Genomic DNA, 16277 nt, shown 5'->3' with positions numbered 1-16277 from the left:
AGAGTTAAATGCGTACAAGCCTGCTGGAAGTCCTGCCCCAGACGGTCCAGTTGGTCCAGTAGCCCCAGTAGTTCCGGTAGCCCCAGTGGCGCCGGTAGCTCCAGTCGGTCCAGTAGCTCCAGTCGGTCCAGTAGCCCCAGTAGTACCAGTATCGCCAGTGGTCCCGGTAGCTCCAGTCGGTCCGGTAGTGCCAGTGGCGCCGGTAGCTCCAGTCGGTCCGGTAGTGCCAGTGGCGCCGGTAGCTCCAGTCGGTCCGGTAGTGCCAGTGGCCCCGGTAGTGCCAGTGGCGCCAGTAGTGCCAGTAGTGCCAGTAGTGCCAGCAGTCTCAGTATCGCCAGTTAGTCCAGTGACGCCGGTAGTGCGAGTCGGCCCGGAGTTCCCAGTGATACCGGTCGGTCCAGTAGGAAAAGTAAATGGTGGAATTGGCGGTAATGTAGGTCCTATGAGATTAGGATCAAATGCACTGGCGGATAAAGATTCATCCGGATTTAAACCATCTGAATAAGTATGATTGGACATAAAGTCACCTCCATAAATCTCTCATTATATAGTAGGTGGGAATTAGTGAGAAAATACCATCGACATTAGAAGGATTGAAAAGAAATCTCGAATATATTGAATAATATAAAAAAAAGGGGAAGTTTTTTGTGTATATAACATATGATTGAGTGGGGAGCGGGTGATTATATTGAACAAGCATGAAATTACAATTAGCTTATGTATGATTGTTCGTGATGAAGAAAATACAATAGCTCGATGCTTAGAATCAGTAAAAAACATAGTTGATGAAATTATTATAGTTGATACGGGTTCTATGGATCGAACGAAAGAGATTGTGGAGAAATATGCTTCTAATATATGCGAATTTTCATGGATTGATGATTTTGCAGCGGCTAGAAATTTTTCTTTTTCAAAAGCAACGCAGCATGATATTCCGTGGGGAGAGGATTTGTTTCAAGGGTTCCACTTTTATGATGTGTCACAGTCTTTAGAATTTCAAAAGGCTGGATATTTAATTGGTATCCCTAATCAAGCAAATCTATGGTGTATTCATTACAACGGAGATGAGTTTGATGCGGATACATATGAGAAGTACCGGAAAGTTTTCGTAGAACATTATAAAGATATACTCTCTCCATCATAAGGGAGAGATGAAGGATGAAAGGGATTATTTTAGCAGGCGGGACAGGGTCGAGACTATATCCAATAACGAAAGTAACGAATAAACATTTACTTCCCGTTGGGCGATATCCGATGATTTATCATGCGGTATATAAGCTGAAGCAATGTGAAATTACAGATATTATGATTATTACAGGTAAAGAGCATATGGGAGGTGTTGTTAGCTTTCTAGGAAGTGGTCAAGAATTTGGCGTGTCCTTTACGTATCGTGTGCAAGATAAGGCGGGCGGGATTGCACAGGCGTTAGGGCTTTGTGAGGATTTCGTCGGGAATGATCGTATGGTAGTTATATTAGGAGATAATATCTTTTCAGATGATATTCGTCCATATGTTGAAGAGTTTACAAGTCAAAAAGAAGGTGCGAAAGTGCTGCTTCAATCTGTAGAAGATCCCGAACGATTTGGCGTAGCGCATATTCAAGGGCGGAAAATAATTGAAATTGAAGAAAAGCGGAAGGAGCCGAAAAGTTCTTATGCTGTGACGGGAATTTATTTGTATGATTCGAAAGTCTTTTCTTATATAAAAGAATTAAAACCTTCCGCAAGAGGGGAACTTGAAATTACAGATATAAATAATTGGTATTTAAAACGAGGGGTACTTACTTATAATGAAATGAGCGGTTGGTGGACTGATGCGGGAACTTATGCATCTCTTCAAAGAGCGAATACGTTAGCGCGAGATATAAACTTTGGGAAACAGTTTAATGGAAAACAGGTGAAAATATGAAAGTTGTAGAAACAAATTTTACCGATGCGAAATTGTTAGAACCGAGGTTATTTGAAGACGAGCGAGGTTTTTTTACAGAAAGTTATAATAAGAAAACACTAGAAACGTTAGAGATTACGTATTCATTTGTACAGGATAATGTATCTTATTCAGCTAGGCCGGGAACGATTCGTGGGTTACACTTTCAAAAAGATCCGAAAGCACAAACGAAGCTTATTCAAGTTATGCAAGGTGCAATATATGATGTTATCGTTGATTTGCGAAAAGAATCACCAACTTTTAAATGGTGGAGAGGGTATATTTTAAGTGCGGATAATCATAGGCAATTATTAGTGCCAAAAGGATTTGCTCATGGTTTTTGTACGCTTGTACCTCATACAATTGTTATGTATAAAGTAGATGAGTATTATAGTGCTGATCACGATTCAGGTTTGCTTTGGGAAGATAAAGAATTAGCAATTCCATGGCCGGTAACAAATCCTATCTTGTCCGATAAGGATCGAATATTACCGTTACTCCAGGAATATGAAGATAGTTTTTAAGTAGGAGAGTTGTTTATGAATATATTAGTAACAGGTGGAGCGGGATTTATTGGAAGTAATTTCATACATTATATGTTAAAAAAATATGAAACATATAAAATTATTAATTATGATGCATTAACATATAGCGGGAATTTAAATAATGTAAAGTCTATTCAAGATAATCCTAACTACTCATTCGTAAAAGGGGAAATTCAAAATGGAGAGATGCTAGAGCATGTTATTCATGAATGTGATGCGCAAGTAATTGTAAATTTCGCGGCTGAATCACATGTGGATCGTAGTATTGAAAACCCAATCCCTTTTTATGATACGAATGTAATAGGTACAGTTACGTTATTGGAGCTAGTGAAAAAATATCCGCATATTAAACTCGTGCAAGTATCAACAGATGAAGTATACGGTTCTTTAGGGAAAACGGGGAAATTTACAGAGGAAACCCCATTAGCGCCAAATAGTCCATATTCTTCAAGTAAGGCGAGCGCGGATATGATAGCCTTATCTTATTATAAAACATACCAATTACCAGTTATTGTGACGCGTTGTTCTAATAATTATGGACCGTATCAATATCCTGAGAAGTTAATACCGTTAATGGTTACGAATGCACTTGAAGGAAAGAAACTACCTTTATATGGTGATGGATTAAATGTAAGAGATTGGCTGCATGTAATGGATCATTGTAGTGCAATTGACACCGTCTTGCATAAGGGACGTGTAGGAGAGGTATATAATATTGGTGGAAATAATGAAAAGACAAATGTAGATGTTGTGGAACAAATTATAGAACTTTTAGGAAAAACAAAAAAAGATATTGAATTTGTAACAAATCGTTTAGGTCACGATCGTCGTTATGCGATTGAGGCACAAAAAATGAAGAATGAGTTTGATTGGGAACCGAAATATACATTCGAGCAAGGATTAAAAGAAACAGTGGAATGGTATGAAAACAATACGGAATGGTGGAAACCACTAAAAGAAAGGTAAGGGGCATGTAGATGAAAGAACGGATTATCATAACGGGAGCTAACGGTCAATTAGGGAAGCAACTACAAGAAGAGTTGAATTCTGAGGAATATGACATGTATCCATTTGATAAGAAGTCACTTGATGTAACAAATATATCTCAAATTGAGCAAGTCGTACAAGAAATAAGGCCGCATACAATTATTCATTGCGCAGCGTATACGAAGGTAGATGCTGCTGAGAAAGAACAGAATCTTGCGTACTTAATAAATGCGATTGGAGCTCGAAATGTAGCAGTTGCTTCACAATTAGTAGGGGCTAAATTAGTTTACATCAGTACCGATTATGTATTTCCAGGTAATAGGCCGAACGGATATCATGAATTTCATAATCCAGCACCGATAAATATATACGGATATTCTAAGCTTGCAGGAGAACAGTTTGTAAAAGAGTTACATAATAAATATTTCATAGTTCGTACATCGTGGCTGTATGGAAAATATGGAAATAATTTCGTGAAAACGATGCTGCGCTTAGGAAAAGAGAAAGAAAACATATCTGTTGTAGCTGATCAAGTTGGTTCTCCTACGTACGTGGTGGATTTAATTACTGTGATTAACAAGCTCATTCATACGTCCTTATACGGTACGTATCACGTATCAAATCTCGGCTCGTGTTCTTGGTTTGAATTTGCTCAAAAAATATTTTCGCACACAAAAATGAGAGTGAATGTGTTACCTGTGTCGACTGAGGAATTTGGATCGGCGGCAGCGAGACCGAAATATTCGATCTTTCAGCATAAAATGCTACAATTAAATGTTTTTTTACAAATGCCTTCTTGGGAAGAAGGATTAGAACGGTTTTTTATAGAAACAAAAAGTCATTAACAAATGTATGTTAATGACTTTTTTGTTTGCCTTTAAGAGGTTTTATGGTACTATAATTATAGTATCAGGTACTAATAACAAGTATAAGTATTTCTGGGAGGATATATCATGGAACTATTACAAGGGAAAACATTTGTTGTTATGGGCGTTGCGAACCAAAGAAGTATTGCATGGGGAATTGCTCGCTCTTTGCATAATGCAGGTGCAAAATTAATATTCACATACGCAGGAGAGCGTTTAGAAAGAAACGTTCGTGAATTAGCGGAAACATTAGAAGGACAAGAATCACTTGTATTACCTTGTGATGTAACGAATGACGAGGAACTTACAGCTTGCTTTGAAACTATTAAGCAGGAAGTTGGTACAATTCACGGTGTTGCACACTGTATTGCTTTTGCAAATCGTGATGATTTAAAAGGTGAATTTGTAGATACTTCTCGCGATGGATTTTTACTTGCACAAAATATTAGTGCATTCTCTTTAACAGCTGTAGCAAGAGAAGCGAAGAAAGTGATGACAGAAGGCGGAAATATTTTAACTTTAACATACCTTGGCGGCGAACGCGTTGTGAAAAACTATAACGTTATGGGTGTTGCGAAAGCTTCATTAGAAGCTAGTGTAAAATATTTAGCAAACGATTTAGGACAACACGGCATTCGCGTCAACGCTATTTCTGCAGGACCAATTCGTACGTTATCTGCGAAAGGTGTAGGTGACTTTAACTCAATCTTAAAAGAAATTGAGGAGCGCGCACCACTTCGTCGCACAACAACTCCAGAAGAAGTTGGAGATACAGCAGTATTCTTATTCAGTGATTTAGCACGCGGAGTAACAGGTGAAAACATTCATGTTGATTCAGGATATCATATTCTAGGATAAATATAATATTGATTATAGTTTTTTAAAAAGGACAGTCTCTAAATATTGAGACTGTCCTTTTTAATTGTTCTAGGAAAGAACGATTTTTAACGAAAGTTCTTGCATTGTTATGAATATAACTATAATAGTACACGATTTATCCAGTTATGTATGGAAGTGGGAGGGACGAGTGTGAAGAATAAAAATAAAAGTTCAACAGTTGGAAAACCGTTGTTATATATTGCACAAGTAAATTTAGAACTCGATACACCGAAAATAAAAAGAATTCTCCTTACAAACTTTAAAAATGATGGTAGGCGTGAGCAAAGCGATAGAGATCAAAGTATTGTCAGTAGTGCGGTGGAAGAGGTGATAGAGCAAGAACGACAAGAGCAATGGGAACATCAAGTGGAAGAAGAAAAAATAGAAGAGGAGGAGCAAGACGGGAAAGAAGAGCAAGCACAGGTGAGAACAGTCCCGCACAATAAATCGTTTAAGAATATGAGCAATGAAGAAAAAATTAACTTCTTATTAAACCGCCCTCATTACATTCCGAAAGTAAGATGCAGAATAAAAACAGCAACGATATCATATGTAGGATCGATTATATCGTACCAAAATGGAGTCGTATCAATTATGCCACCAAATAGTATGAGAGACATTAAGTTACCTATAAAAGAAATAAAATCGATTGATATGGCCGGTTTATAAATATGTAAAGGTGGTAGAAAGACTCTACCCCTCCCCCAATAGTTTTTTAGTTTACTTATTAAATAGAAACGTCGCTTAAGCACTGAATAGCACAGAAACAGCTTAAATCAACAGTAATACAAGTAGGTGTTGATTTTAACTTTGCATTTGGTACATTTAAAAACGTACAAATTGGATCATCATCAGCTGGTACAGGGGAGCCATTACCTAATACTACAACTAATACGCGTAGCACAGCGCAGCTACCGTCATCTACGCTCTCAACACGGAAAACTGCAGACGTACAGTGCTTAGCTTCTCCTACTGCTACTGGTGCAAATGCTTCAAAAGGTTCTCCATCTTTTGTGTATAAAATAAAAGGACGTGTATTCGCTACTGATGCAGTGTTATGTGCTCCTAAAAATGGAATTTCACAACCAGATCCACACGTTGTAGTAGAACAATCTTGTAGTTCATTGATGAATTTTACGACGTCAACTACGCAGTGAGAAGAGCCATGGTGTTTATTTTCGTTACAACTCATTAATGTCACTCCTTATCTTCTTGTTTGTATTTACATTAATAAGATATTGGAGTAGGGGAGATTTGGTCACAGTCTCAAGACCTTTTTTTTAATAGGCTAAAGAAGATAGGGAAGGTGGAATTATGTTAGTTACAAGCTGGCTTTTATTTCTTATTTTCGCGCTAGCTGCTTTTAGGTTAACTCGTCTCATTGTGTATGATAAAATTACAGCTTTTTTGCGAAGACCGTTTATTGATGAGTTAGAGATTACGGAACCAGATGGAAGTGTATCGACTTTTACAAAGGTGAAAGGGAAAGGATTAAGAAAGTGGATTGGAGAATTATTAAGCTGCTATTGGTGTACAGGTGTGTGGGTCAGTGCTTTTTTATTAGTTTTATATAAATGGATTCCTATTGTTGCAGAGCCTGTACTAGCATTATTAGCCATTGCAGGTGCAGCGGCGATCATTGAAACAATTACAGGATATTTTATGGGAGAATAATAAAATGAAACTGGGGATCATCCACACTAACTATTAGCCCTCACCAATCGGGATAAATCTTCATGATGCTAGTAAAAGCGGAGTTTAAGAGGATGAGGGAACGGAAATAAGGAGTTGTTCATATAGTAAATAGACAGAATTGACAGTAGAGGAGATGTTTGCTGTGAGTAATAATCCAAGTCAAAATTCATATGACCTACAGCAGTGGTATAATATACAGCAACAGCAAAAAGCACAACAACAGGCATATCAAGAACAGTTACAGCAACAAGGATTTGTGAAGAAAAAGGGATGTAACTGTGGGAAAAAGAAGAACATATTAAAACAATATGAAGAATGAAACACTCATGTTACTGTGAGTGTTTTTTATTATAAAAATAAAAAGCGGTATTTCGGTTAAGAAATACCGCTTTTTACTAACCGATTTGTACAACTGTTAATGCTGCGGCACGAACATCTACACTACCGAATAATTCGACTGGTACAATTTGAATTAAGTTGCCAGGGTTTAAGTTAATAAGGATAACACCGCTGGAGATATTTACTTCACCAGTGCCAATAACGTTAGAGCGAACCGCAGTACCTGAGCCTGGAATAATATTGTGTGGTGTATCTAATGATAAGAAGAAACGATCAGCTTCAGGAATTGAATTGGAATTATCAAGGCTTATTGATAATGTATAACTGATTTGATAAATACCAGGTAGTTGAATTTTAATACCATCTCCTACACTTACCGTATCGTTTATTATTGGAACCGTAATGTTTGGATTTGGACTTGTGCTAGGTAATAGTAATGGTGTGAATAATGAAGCGAATTGAGGCGCAAAAGCATTAAAAGCAAAACCGAAGGCAGTTAGTGTACTAGCTGGTTTCGCCTCGCAATCAATTTTAGTAAATTCGCAATCAGAAGAGAATGTGTTTTTCACTCTTTTATCTGTTTCTACTCTCAGTTAATGTAGTGAACAAGTTCCTAATTTTATGGAAAATACATAATAATACCTTTTAAGCATGGATTGGGTGGCAGAGTTCTCTGCCACCCAATCCATACTTAAATCATTGTGTAGTTTTATATAGAAACATCGCGTAAGCATTGAATAGCGCAGAAGCAATTTAAATCGACAGTAAGACAAGAAGAGGTTGATTTTAATTTCGCATTTGGTACATTTAAAAACGTACAAATTGGATCATCATCACCTGGTACAGGAGAGCCATCACATAATACAACAACTAATACGCGTAGCACAGCGCAGTCGTCATCATCTATGCTCTCAACGCGGAAAATCGAAGACATACAGTGCTTAGAATTTTCTGATGGTGCAAATGCTTTGAAAGGTTCTCCTTCTTTTGTGTATAAAATAAAAGGACGTGTATTTGCTACTGATGAACTGTTGTGTGCTCCTAAAAATGGAATTTCGCAACCAGATCCGCAGGTTGTGGTTGCACATTCTTGTAGTTCATGTATAAAACGAACGACATTAGATACACAGTTGAAATCACAATCGTGGTGATGATGATCTTCGTTACAATTGCAGCTCATTATGTTCACTCCTTATCGTGAGTTCTGACATACACTATTACAATATGAACGGGATATGGTTGATATTACGTTAATTCTCAGGATAGAAACAGGGAATTTATCCCGCATTAACGGGCAGTAAGACTCCCGCCTCAAAATTTGGCAGGAGCAAAGAAATTAGGGGGGAGCCCCGCTGCCCGTAAACGCCCGATTGGTGAGGGCTAATAATCAGTGGGGGATGAACAAAACCCCCACTGATTAAAGTTTCACTTTATATAGAGGGGATGTACATAACGTGATATGGAAAAAAGACATCCTTATTTCGTGGATGTCTTTTCAGGTAAATCTTTTCGCGTAGTATATAAAAAACGAGATATATCTAGTTTTTTTCCTCTGAAAAATTGCGGAGAGGAAATGTAAAGTTCTTCTTTTGCGCGTGTAATTGCGACATAAAGTAGTCGGCGTTCTTCTTCTAAGGCTTCAGAAGTATCTGTGACACGGTCATTTGCATCTTTTAAAGAAGAAGTGTGCGGTAATATACCATCGCTCGCTCCAAGTAAAAAGACGCATGGAAACTCAAGGCCTTTTGCGTTATGAATTGACATAAGCGATACGGCATCTTTTTGCGGCATTGTTTTTAATGCTTCCATTTCTTTTTGGCCTTGAATCGCCTCGTCAATAAATTGTAAGTAAGCTGGAATATCGGTGAAACGAGTTGCAGACTCCATTAATTCTTCTAACATTTCTTCTTGTATGTCCTTATGCATCGTAAAGGAAGAACGATCGTTACTCTGTAAGTACTCTAAATATTTTCCTTTACCATGAATAATTTCTTTCAATGCTTTTTTCGGTTCAAGTTCTTTTATAAATTTAATAAAATCGATTCGCTCATTTACTTTTTTAACTTGAAAAGGTTTCAAGCTTGGATTTAATAATAGGAAATGAAGAAGAGAAGGGAAACGGCCCTCACCATATTTCCATTGTTCACGTTCAATAAATGAAATGCACTCATCACGGCCAATATACATCGTTGGCAATATATTTGAAAGTGATTCGAGGCGGAACGGTTCCAGCACGAGTCGTAAATGATCTAATACGGGCTTAATTAAAGAATGCTCGTAGAACGATTGGCTCGCCCCATGCTTTATAAATGGAATTTTATGAATTGTAAGCTGATCGAGTAAAGAACGGCTTACAGAATGTGTACGATATAATAAACAAAAATCTTTATAATTTCGTTCACCACTATCTACTTTTTCCTGAATGAGTTGCAAAATTTGGTTTGCTTCATCAAGAGTCGTAGCGGGTCTTGCGTAAAATGGTTGTACACCTTCTTCACGAACAGAATATAGCTCTTTATCAAAACGTTCTTGATTGAGCTTAATAACTTCATTTCCAAGTCCGACGATAAATGGATTAGATCGATAATTCGTATTAAGTGCGATAATCGTTGTATTATCAAATTCCTTTGGAAAAGATAAAATAATTTGGTGACTTGCCCCTCGCCAGCCGTAAATCGCTTGATCGTCATCACCTGCGATAAATAAATTATTTCTCGGCGTGGCTAACAATTTTACAATTTCATATTGTGCATACGACGTATCTTGAAACTCATCTACTTCAATGTAATGAAAACGCTCTTGTAATTGAGTAAGCAGGGGAGCGTTATTTTCTAACATATAATACATTTCTAATAAGATGTCGTCAAAATCGATATAATTGTATCGTTGTTTTACCTCTTCGAAACGCTCGTATACTTCTTTGAACTCTTGTTCAACAGGCGTTTTCGCTTTTACATCTTTCGGACGATTCAATTTGTTTTTCTCAAGTGAAATCATAGCGAGTAGTGTTTCGGCATCATAATCGTCTTTTAAGCGCAATTCTTTCAAAATTTTCTTTATCATAATTTGTTTATGTTTTTCATTTGCTAAAATTTGCTGATTATATCCTTGACTACGAAGCAATTTTAAAAAGACAGAGTGGAATGTACCAGCAACGACATAGCTACTTGCGGCATGATTCATACCAGGTAAATTCGCTACACGGCTTCGAATTTCTTCAGCTGCTTTTTGTGTAAACGTCAGCAGCAAAATATTTCGCGGATGGACATGTTTTACATTAACTAAATAACCAACGCGAGTTGTTAAAACAGATGTTTTACCACTTCCAGCACCAGCTAGTGTAAGGACAGGTCCTTCTGTCGTTTGCACTGCTTCTAACTGTTTTTCATTTAAATAAACACCTTGCTGTTCTAAAGCGCGGAAATACGCCGCATCTGCATCTTCTTCCATAATTAAATGGGTAGATGTTTTCGGAATATGATACGTCGCTTGCGGAATGCCAGCGTGTGTTAACGATTTTTGTGAAAATTTTTCTTGTGTCATATATTCACCTTCAAAACTATAGCATCAACATTTAACTTTAGCGGAAGAAAAAGAAAATAGCAATGTAAAAAACAGGAGGGGCTACCTCCTGCTACAAAATTATAATTCTTTTATCATTACGATGTGCGGGATATTTGCTTCCATAAACACATCAGAAGCCGTCACGTATCCTAGCTTTTTATAGAAAACTTCAGCATGTGTTTGAGCATGGAGTTTCAATTTCGGTAGAGACTCTTCCTTCGCATACGCTTCAAGTGCATCCATAATGATTTTACCAATGCCTTTTTTACGATGGGAAGCTAGTACGCAAATGCGCTCCATTTTTCCTATTCCATCAACGATGCGGAAGCGGCCCGCACCAACTGGAACATCATTATCATATATAACAACGTGTGTTGAAATTTCTTCAAACTCATCATACTCTTCTTCTGCAGAAACCTGTTGTTCATTTACAAATACTTGCTTACGTACAGAGAATGCATCACTTAGTTGTTCGTCCGTTTGTACGATTTGTGCGTGCAAATTAGTTGTTCCCCTTTCCAAGGTGGAATGTTTCATGTACAGTCCACGTTCCATTTTCTAATTGGTATAGAAGGTGGAAACGCTCGATTGGTTGCTCATAATAGAAATCTTTCATACGTAATCGACCTAATACATCAGCGTGCTCTGCATCTGATAAGTCTTGACCGATTGTTAAATGAGGTACGAAAGAGTACTCGCGCTCTTGTGTAAAGAAACCATTATGCATTTCTTCATTTAAGAAAGTAAGTTCAGGTGTTTTTTCTACTTTAAAATAAAGAACATTATTAACAGGTGCGAATGAACCAACTTTTCCAACATGAAGGGTGAAAGGGTTCGTTTTGTTTGCGATTGTATGTAACTCATTCACAATCGATTCTAATTGTTCATCTTGCGTTTCAAAGGGTGTTTTCAATGTAATATGTGGCGGAACTAATGCGTAATGCGGATCATAACGTTTACGTAATCCGTTCGCTTTATCTTGAATCATTTTTGATGGGAAAATTACAATTCCTAATTTCATGTTCCAATTCCTCCCTTTGCAAGTCTAGTTAGATTTTGAGAATAAATCTCTTTATCTATTATATCAAATTATTCTGAATACCGCTCTCTATTATTTCATTGATAGAATATGAGAAAATGCTTTCGGTAAATCTGCTTGCCAATATTTCCATGTATGATTCCCTTCAAACTCTTCATAATGCGTGATGAAATTTCTATCTGTAAGTAGTTTGTTTAACTCGCGATTTGGCTCTACGAAATCAGATACTTGTCCGTCTGTACGCTTGACAGCTGTTTCTTCGGTCCCAATGACGTGATAAATTTCCAGCGCCCCCGGATCTTTGAAATCTTTTGCTAAGTTCATGACTGTTTCATCAACAAATGGTGATTGCATAACGACCTTGCCGAATGTATGCGGATACATAAGTGCGGTCATGAAGGAAACTGTACCGCCAAGAGAATCTCCAATTAAAACGCGCCCTTTACCCATTTGATACGTTGGATAATTTTCATCAATATATGGAGCAAGCTCATGAGCAAGGAAACGAATGTAAGCAGCATTCTTTACATCGCTTGGGAAATATTTTTCCTTACGATCGTGTACATTTTTATATGGAATACCGACAATAATTGTGCGGTCGATTTCTTCAGTTTCACGAAGACGCTCAATTACACGGTGCGCTTTACCAAGCTGAAAATAATCTCTACCATCTTGTGCAATAACAACCGTATGTTTATGGAGAGGTGTGTAATTTACTGGTAAATAAACAAGAAGTGTAAGTTCCTCTTGAAGTGATGTACTGAAAAATGAAATTTCTTCAATTCTCCCTATTGTTTGATTCATGTATATCCCCCTAAATAAAAATTTACTGTAATGATTGTAAGAGCGACGCTTGTAGTGAAAAGGAAAGAAATAATCACTAATAGGTGCCTTAATTTCTATTTTACCATAATGGTACGAAGAATCTAAAAAATTAGTATTTAAGTTATGAAAGAAAACGGATATAATGAAGTGGGATTTTTTACAGGTGAGAGGGGAGACAGGATTTGAAACAAGAAAGATCAATCGCACTACCATTAGCAATTTCTATTATAGCCATTTCATTCGCAGCTGTTTTTGCAAAGATGTCCTCAGCACCATCTTCAATTTTAAGTATGTATCGATTATGGATTATCGTACTTATTATGCTTCCGATCGTTTGGAAAAAACGGGAAGAGTTTAGTAGGATTCAAATAAAAGATTGGGGATTTTTAATTGGATCTGGTTTCTTTTTAGCTCTGCATTTTCTTTTATGGTTTGAATCTTTAAAGCATACGACAGTTGCTAGTTCGACGATTATTTTAGCACTTCAACCGATCGTATCTTTAGTGGGAGGTTTTTTCTTATTTAAAGAAAGAACAACCTATTCAGCAATTGCGACGATGGGAATTGCGATACTAGGCGTAATGTGTATTGGCTGGGGAGATTTAGGGCTAAGTGAGCAAGCAATTTATGGGGATATATTATCCTTTTTAAGTGTAATAGCAGTTGTCGGTTATTTATTTATCGGACAAACGACAGTAAAGAAAGTATCTCATTGGATTTATAGTTTCACTGTATTTGCCTTCGCTGGTATATTTATAGCGATTTATAACGTTATACTTCAAGTGCCATTTACAGGCTATACGAAGTGGGATTGGAGTATTTTTCTTTTACTTGCGATTGTACCGACAGTGTCACACGTCATTAATAATTGGTTATTAAATTACGTAAATGCAACAACAATTTCAATGAGTATTTTAGGGGAACCAGTTGGGGCATCTATACTAGCGTTCTTCTTACTTGGGGAAAAATTAAATGCAATGCAAATTATCGGTAGCATGCTCGTATTGTTTGGTGTATCTGTTTTCTTACTACAGCAACAAAAGCGAACATCAAAAAATATGGTGAACGAGCCGGTTTATACACAGGAAGTATAACGAGTTTATTGTAAAATATGAGAAGAGAAGTTATTGGTAACTTCTCTTTTTTTGTTCCATGCAGAAAGTAAAACAGATAAATAGGGGGGATTTCCACTATAAATATATAGTGGAGTTCAATCATACGTTTCTCATACAAAGATAGAGAGGGAAGGAGAGACCAAATGAAAGATATTTTAATGAAATACATGAAAAACCTTACGACATTAAGTGAAGAACAGCAGCGCATGATCGTAGAAGAACTACAGATTGAAGAATATAAAAAAGGAACAGTGCTCTTAAGGCAAGGAGATGTTCCGTCTAAATGTTATTTTGTATTAAAAGGATGCGTGAGGCAACATTGTATAGATGAAGCTGGGAAAGAAGTTACATCAAATTTCTATACAGAAGAACAAGCAATCGCAAATTTCAATCATCATAAACAAGATAAATCATCCCCACATACGTTAACGTGCCTAGAAGATTGTCTAGTTGTAGTTGGCGATCTGTATAGTGAAAAGGACGTGTATAAGAAATATTCACAGTTAGAAGAAATGACGCGCCAAATGATTGAATACAATTTTGGTGAAGTACAAGAAGAACTTACATTATTTATTGCATCGACACCAGAAGAGCGCTACAAATCATTATTACAAAAACGACCTCATTTAATTCATCGTGTTCCTCAATATCAATTGGCAAGTTATCTAGGTATTACGCCAGAATCATTAAGCAGAATTAAGAAACGACTCAAACAGTAGAGTTTTTTCCACCTCTAAGCAATAGCCATATACTAAATCCTAGTTCACCTGCGATCATCGGTAGTTGAAAGACAACGTTAAGAATGGAAATAATCGCATCATATTGCGAAAACATTGTATTCATTATGTTAATGATGATATAGCCGATTGCAGCAATGAGCAGTAATATACTAATAGTTTTCGGTATGTTTTTAGATTGAAAGGTTACGTATCCTAAGGTGAGAAGATGTAAGCCGAAAATGATTAATCCTACAGACCAAATGTATTCAAAAGCTTCTAGAAATAACATTGTATATGCTTCGGAATTAGCAACTGTACTTTTTGAAAGAGGTAATACAAATGTTAAATTGAATATAGCAATCCCAAGTATAGCTGTATACATAAGACGAAGACAGGCAGCTAGTAATGAGAGGCTAGCATGGATAGGTTTTAGAAAGAAATAAAGAGCCCACGAGGCGATAATATCCGTAATAAAAATGATAATCCATCCGAAAATTTCTGCTTTGAAAAGTGAACTTGAAGTTTGAATATTATGGAGTGTCGCGTTCGCATCTCCTTGTACAACGAGATTTCCGTGAACAAAACCGTAAGAAAAAAATGCAGCAAATGCTATAATAAGAAGAGAAGCACCAGTAAATAAGGCAAACTTTCGTTCATTCATATGTCGTCCTCCTATTTCAATATTACTTTTATTTTAATAAGAGAAGGAGGGGAATTCATTGACTTAAATCAAGAGAGGAGAGAGCGTAATGGAATTTCCATCAAAAAAAGATGCATGGTTATATCCAATCTTTTTCATTGTTTTAGGCGCATGTTTCGCTCCCATTTTTGCAGGGCAGGAATATTTCCTCCTGTTTTTCACAATTCCGTTAGCAATACTATTTTCTTGGAGTTGGTTTTCAACAAAATATATTGTAGGGGAAGAAGAGATTACTATTAGATCTGGTTTCGTCAAAAAACGTATTCTTATAAGGGATATAAAGCGAATTTCAGATACGAAAAATCCAATAGCAGCTCATGCACTATCATTCGATCGATTAGAAATTGTTTACGGACCATATGAAACAGAACTTATTTCTCCAAGAAATAAAGAAGAATTTATTTTGTTGTTAAAAAGAAAAAATCCTGGGATTGAAATAAAGTGAAACTTTAATCAGTGGGGGTTTTGTTCATCCCCCACTTAACTTCTTTGCTCCAGCCGAATTTTGAGGTGGGAGTCTTACTGCCCGGCAAATAGTGGGATAAAGTAAGAGAGTGGATTCATATCCACTCTCTTTATGTCACTTTGGGTTTGTCATATAAGGATGTACGTGAACGACACATAAGTCGCGGAATTTTCCTTCAGCAGTTGTGACAATAACAACTGCTCTTCCCGCACTTTTTCCTGTAATCGTTACTGTCTCACCTTTCGGATAGATGGTGATGACGTCGGAATTCATATTTGTCCATATAAGCTCTTGATTCGTTGCCTGCATTGGCAAAACAGAAGCTGATAAATCGGCACTTTGTCCGGTTTTTATTTTAAGCTTATTTTTCTGTATATGAATACCAATTACAGATATAACAGAAGGAGCAATTGAAATTTTGGGTGGATTAGGTTGTATGTTTAAACGAGAAGTAGAAGTGTTTGTGATAGGTGAAAATTTTCTTATATGTTGTTGCTGTAAAGATGCTAACATTGTGAAGTCCCCTTTCTGTATAGGTGTCGATACTAATAATATAAAGGAAGAATGTTATAGTAAATTTAACGAAACATAAAGAAATTGTTAAATTCGAGA

The 16277-nt window shown here is 36.8% G+C and carries 22 protein-coding genes; 12 read left to right on the top strand and 10 right to left on the bottom strand.

All coding sequences use genetic code 11. From position 1 onward, the window contains the following. The coding region (locus MR071_RS20865) for an exosporium leader peptide-containing protein (RefSeq protein ID WP_242237806.1) at positions 1 to 519 on the bottom strand (519 nt) is incomplete at its 3' end. A 166-nt stretch (positions 520 to 685) separates the two neighbouring features. Here MR071_RS20865 and MR071_RS25845 point away from each other — a divergent pair. The 7 genes from MR071_RS25845 (at position 686) to MR071_RS20825 (ending at position 5872) form a co-directional block, all read left to right on the top strand. Continuing rightward, positions 686 to 1144: a glycosyltransferase gene (locus MR071_RS25845; protein ID WP_375337516.1), complete on the top strand. Its 459-nt coding sequence runs from the start codon at positions 686 to 688 to the stop codon at positions 1142 to 1144. Between the two features lie 14 nt (positions 1145 to 1158). After that, a complete protein-coding gene (locus MR071_RS20850; protein WP_242237804.1) occupies positions 1159 to 1908 on the top strand; it encodes a sugar phosphate nucleotidyltransferase in 750 nt (249 codons plus the stop codon). Continuing rightward, the gene (gene rfbC / locus MR071_RS20845) at positions 1905 to 2450 is read left to right on the top strand and encodes a dTDP-4-dehydrorhamnose 3,5-epimerase (RefSeq protein WP_242237802.1); all 546 of its coding nucleotides are present in this window, start codon (positions 1905 to 1907) and stop codon (positions 2448 to 2450) included. Before MR071_RS20850 ends, rfbC begins: the two co-directional genes overlap by 4 nt. Positions 2451 to 2465: 15 nt before the next feature. Next, positions 2466 to 3437 carry a dTDP-glucose 4,6-dehydratase gene (rfbB, locus tag MR071_RS20840; RefSeq protein ID WP_105584240.1) on the top strand — a complete coding sequence of 324 codons (972 nt, stop codon included), beginning with the start codon at positions 2466 to 2468 and terminating at the stop codon, positions 3435 to 3437. 11 nt (positions 3438 to 3448) lie between these two features. Further along, positions 3449 to 4303: a dTDP-4-dehydrorhamnose reductase gene (rfbD, locus tag MR071_RS20835; protein ID WP_048369622.1), complete on the top strand. Its 855-nt coding sequence runs from the start codon at positions 3449 to 3451 to the stop codon at positions 4301 to 4303. Positions 4304 to 4411: 108 nt separating this feature from the next. Further along, positions 4412 to 5182: an enoyl-ACP reductase FabI gene (fabI, locus tag MR071_RS20830; protein ID WP_025149155.1), complete on the top strand. Its 771-nt coding sequence runs from the start codon at positions 4412 to 4414 to the stop codon at positions 5180 to 5182. A gap of 150 nt (positions 5183 to 5332) precedes the next feature. Continuing rightward, on the top strand, positions 5333 to 5872 hold the full coding sequence (locus MR071_RS20825) for a spore coat CotO family protein (RefSeq protein WP_105584318.1): 540 nt from the start codon (positions 5333 to 5335) through the stop codon (positions 5870 to 5872). A 58-nt stretch (positions 5873 to 5930) separates the two neighbouring features. Here the strand turns inward: MR071_RS20825 and MR071_RS20820 are convergent, their stop codons facing one another. Further along, positions 5931 to 6395, bottom strand: a complete 465-nt coding sequence (locus tag MR071_RS20820; protein ID WP_105584238.1) for a CotY/CotZ family spore coat protein — start codon at positions 6393 to 6395, stop codon at positions 5931 to 5933. A gap of 122 nt (positions 6396 to 6517) precedes the next feature. On the opposite strand from MR071_RS20820, the gene MR071_RS20815 reads away from it, so the two are divergent. Both MR071_RS20815 and MR071_RS20810 read left to right on the top strand, forming a co-directional pair. Beyond that, positions 6518 to 6877: a DUF1360 domain-containing protein gene (locus tag MR071_RS20815; protein ID WP_105584237.1), complete on the top strand. Its 360-nt coding sequence runs from the start codon at positions 6518 to 6520 to the stop codon at positions 6875 to 6877. Positions 6878 to 7031: 154 nt separating this feature from the next. Continuing rightward, the gene (locus MR071_RS20810; RefSeq protein ID WP_242237801.1) at positions 7032 to 7217 is read left to right on the top strand and encodes a cytochrome C oxidase subunit III; all 186 of its coding nucleotides are present in this window, start codon (positions 7032 to 7034) and stop codon (positions 7215 to 7217) included. Between the two features lie 76 nt (positions 7218 to 7293). Here MR071_RS20810 and exsF read toward each other — a convergent pair whose 3' ends face one another. The 6 genes from exsF to MR071_RS20780 form a co-directional block, all read right to left on the bottom strand. Beyond that, complete coding sequence (exsF, locus tag MR071_RS20805; RefSeq protein WP_242237800.1) at positions 7294 to 7806, bottom strand: exosporium protein ExsF; 513 nt, start codon at positions 7804 to 7806, stop codon at positions 7294 to 7296. Positions 7807 to 7946: 140 nt separating this feature from the next. Next, complete coding sequence (locus MR071_RS20800; protein WP_242237799.1) at positions 7947 to 8417, bottom strand: CotY/CotZ family spore coat protein; 471 nt, start codon at positions 8415 to 8417, stop codon at positions 7947 to 7949. 296 nt (positions 8418 to 8713) lie between these two features. Then, entirely contained in the window at positions 8714 to 10780 is a 2067-nt protein-coding gene (locus tag MR071_RS20795) for an ATP-dependent helicase (RefSeq protein ID WP_242237798.1), read from the bottom strand. 99 nt (positions 10781 to 10879) lie between these two features. Then, positions 10880 to 11302, bottom strand: coding sequence for a GNAT family N-acetyltransferase (locus tag MR071_RS20790; RefSeq protein WP_105584233.1), 423 nt, complete (start codon positions 11300 to 11302; stop codon positions 10880 to 10882). A gap of 1 nt (position 11303) precedes the next feature. Continuing rightward, entirely contained in the window at positions 11304 to 11822 is a 519-nt protein-coding gene (locus tag MR071_RS20785) for a YjcG family protein (RefSeq protein ID WP_242237797.1), read from the bottom strand. A 90-nt stretch (positions 11823 to 11912) separates the two neighbouring features. Beyond that, positions 11913 to 12644 (bottom strand): alpha/beta hydrolase, encoded by a 732-nt coding sequence (locus MR071_RS20780; RefSeq protein WP_193645691.1) that lies wholly within the window; start codon positions 12642 to 12644, stop codon positions 11913 to 11915. Positions 12645 to 12847: 203 nt separating this feature from the next. Here MR071_RS20780 and MR071_RS20775 point away from each other — a divergent pair, with 203 nt between their 5' ends. Together MR071_RS20775 and MR071_RS20770 are read left to right on the top strand one after the other, a co-directional pair. Beyond that, entirely contained in the window at positions 12848 to 13759 is a 912-nt protein-coding gene (locus tag MR071_RS20775; RefSeq protein ID WP_242237795.1) for a DMT family transporter, read from the top strand. Positions 13760 to 13923: 164 nt separating this feature from the next. Next, on the top strand, positions 13924 to 14499 hold the full coding sequence (locus tag MR071_RS20770; RefSeq protein ID WP_242237793.1) for a Crp/Fnr family transcriptional regulator: 576 nt from the start codon (positions 13924 to 13926) through the stop codon (positions 14497 to 14499). Here MR071_RS20770 and MR071_RS20765 read toward each other — a convergent pair. Beyond that, positions 14489 to 15160 (bottom strand): DUF4386 domain-containing protein, encoded by a 672-nt coding sequence (locus tag MR071_RS20765; protein WP_242237791.1) that lies wholly within the window; start codon positions 15158 to 15160, stop codon positions 14489 to 14491. The genes MR071_RS20770 and MR071_RS20765 overlap by 11 nt on opposite strands. Before the next feature lie 88 nt (positions 15161 to 15248). On the opposite strand from MR071_RS20765, the gene MR071_RS20760 reads away from it, so the two are divergent. Continuing rightward, positions 15249 to 15644 carry a PH domain-containing protein gene (locus tag MR071_RS20760; protein WP_242237788.1) on the top strand — a complete coding sequence of 132 codons (396 nt, stop codon included), beginning with the start codon at positions 15249 to 15251 and terminating at the stop codon, positions 15642 to 15644. Positions 15645 to 15779: 135 nt separating this feature from the next. On the opposite strand, the gene MR071_RS20755 is transcribed toward MR071_RS20760, so the two are convergent. Then, on the bottom strand, positions 15780 to 16178 hold the full coding sequence (locus tag MR071_RS20755) for an Ig-like domain-containing protein (protein WP_242237787.1): 399 nt from the start codon (positions 16176 to 16178) through the stop codon (positions 15780 to 15782). Between the last annotated feature and the right edge of the window lie 99 nt (positions 16179 to 16277).

This window comes from Bacillus cereus group sp. BfR-BA-01316 (genome assembly GCF_022664195.1).
Taxonomy (GTDB): Bacteria; Bacillota; Bacilli; order Bacillales; family Bacillaceae_G; genus Bacillus_A.
The sequence above is the reverse complement of the archived record's forward strand: the minus strand, read 5'-3'. Positions and strand labels throughout refer to the sequence as shown.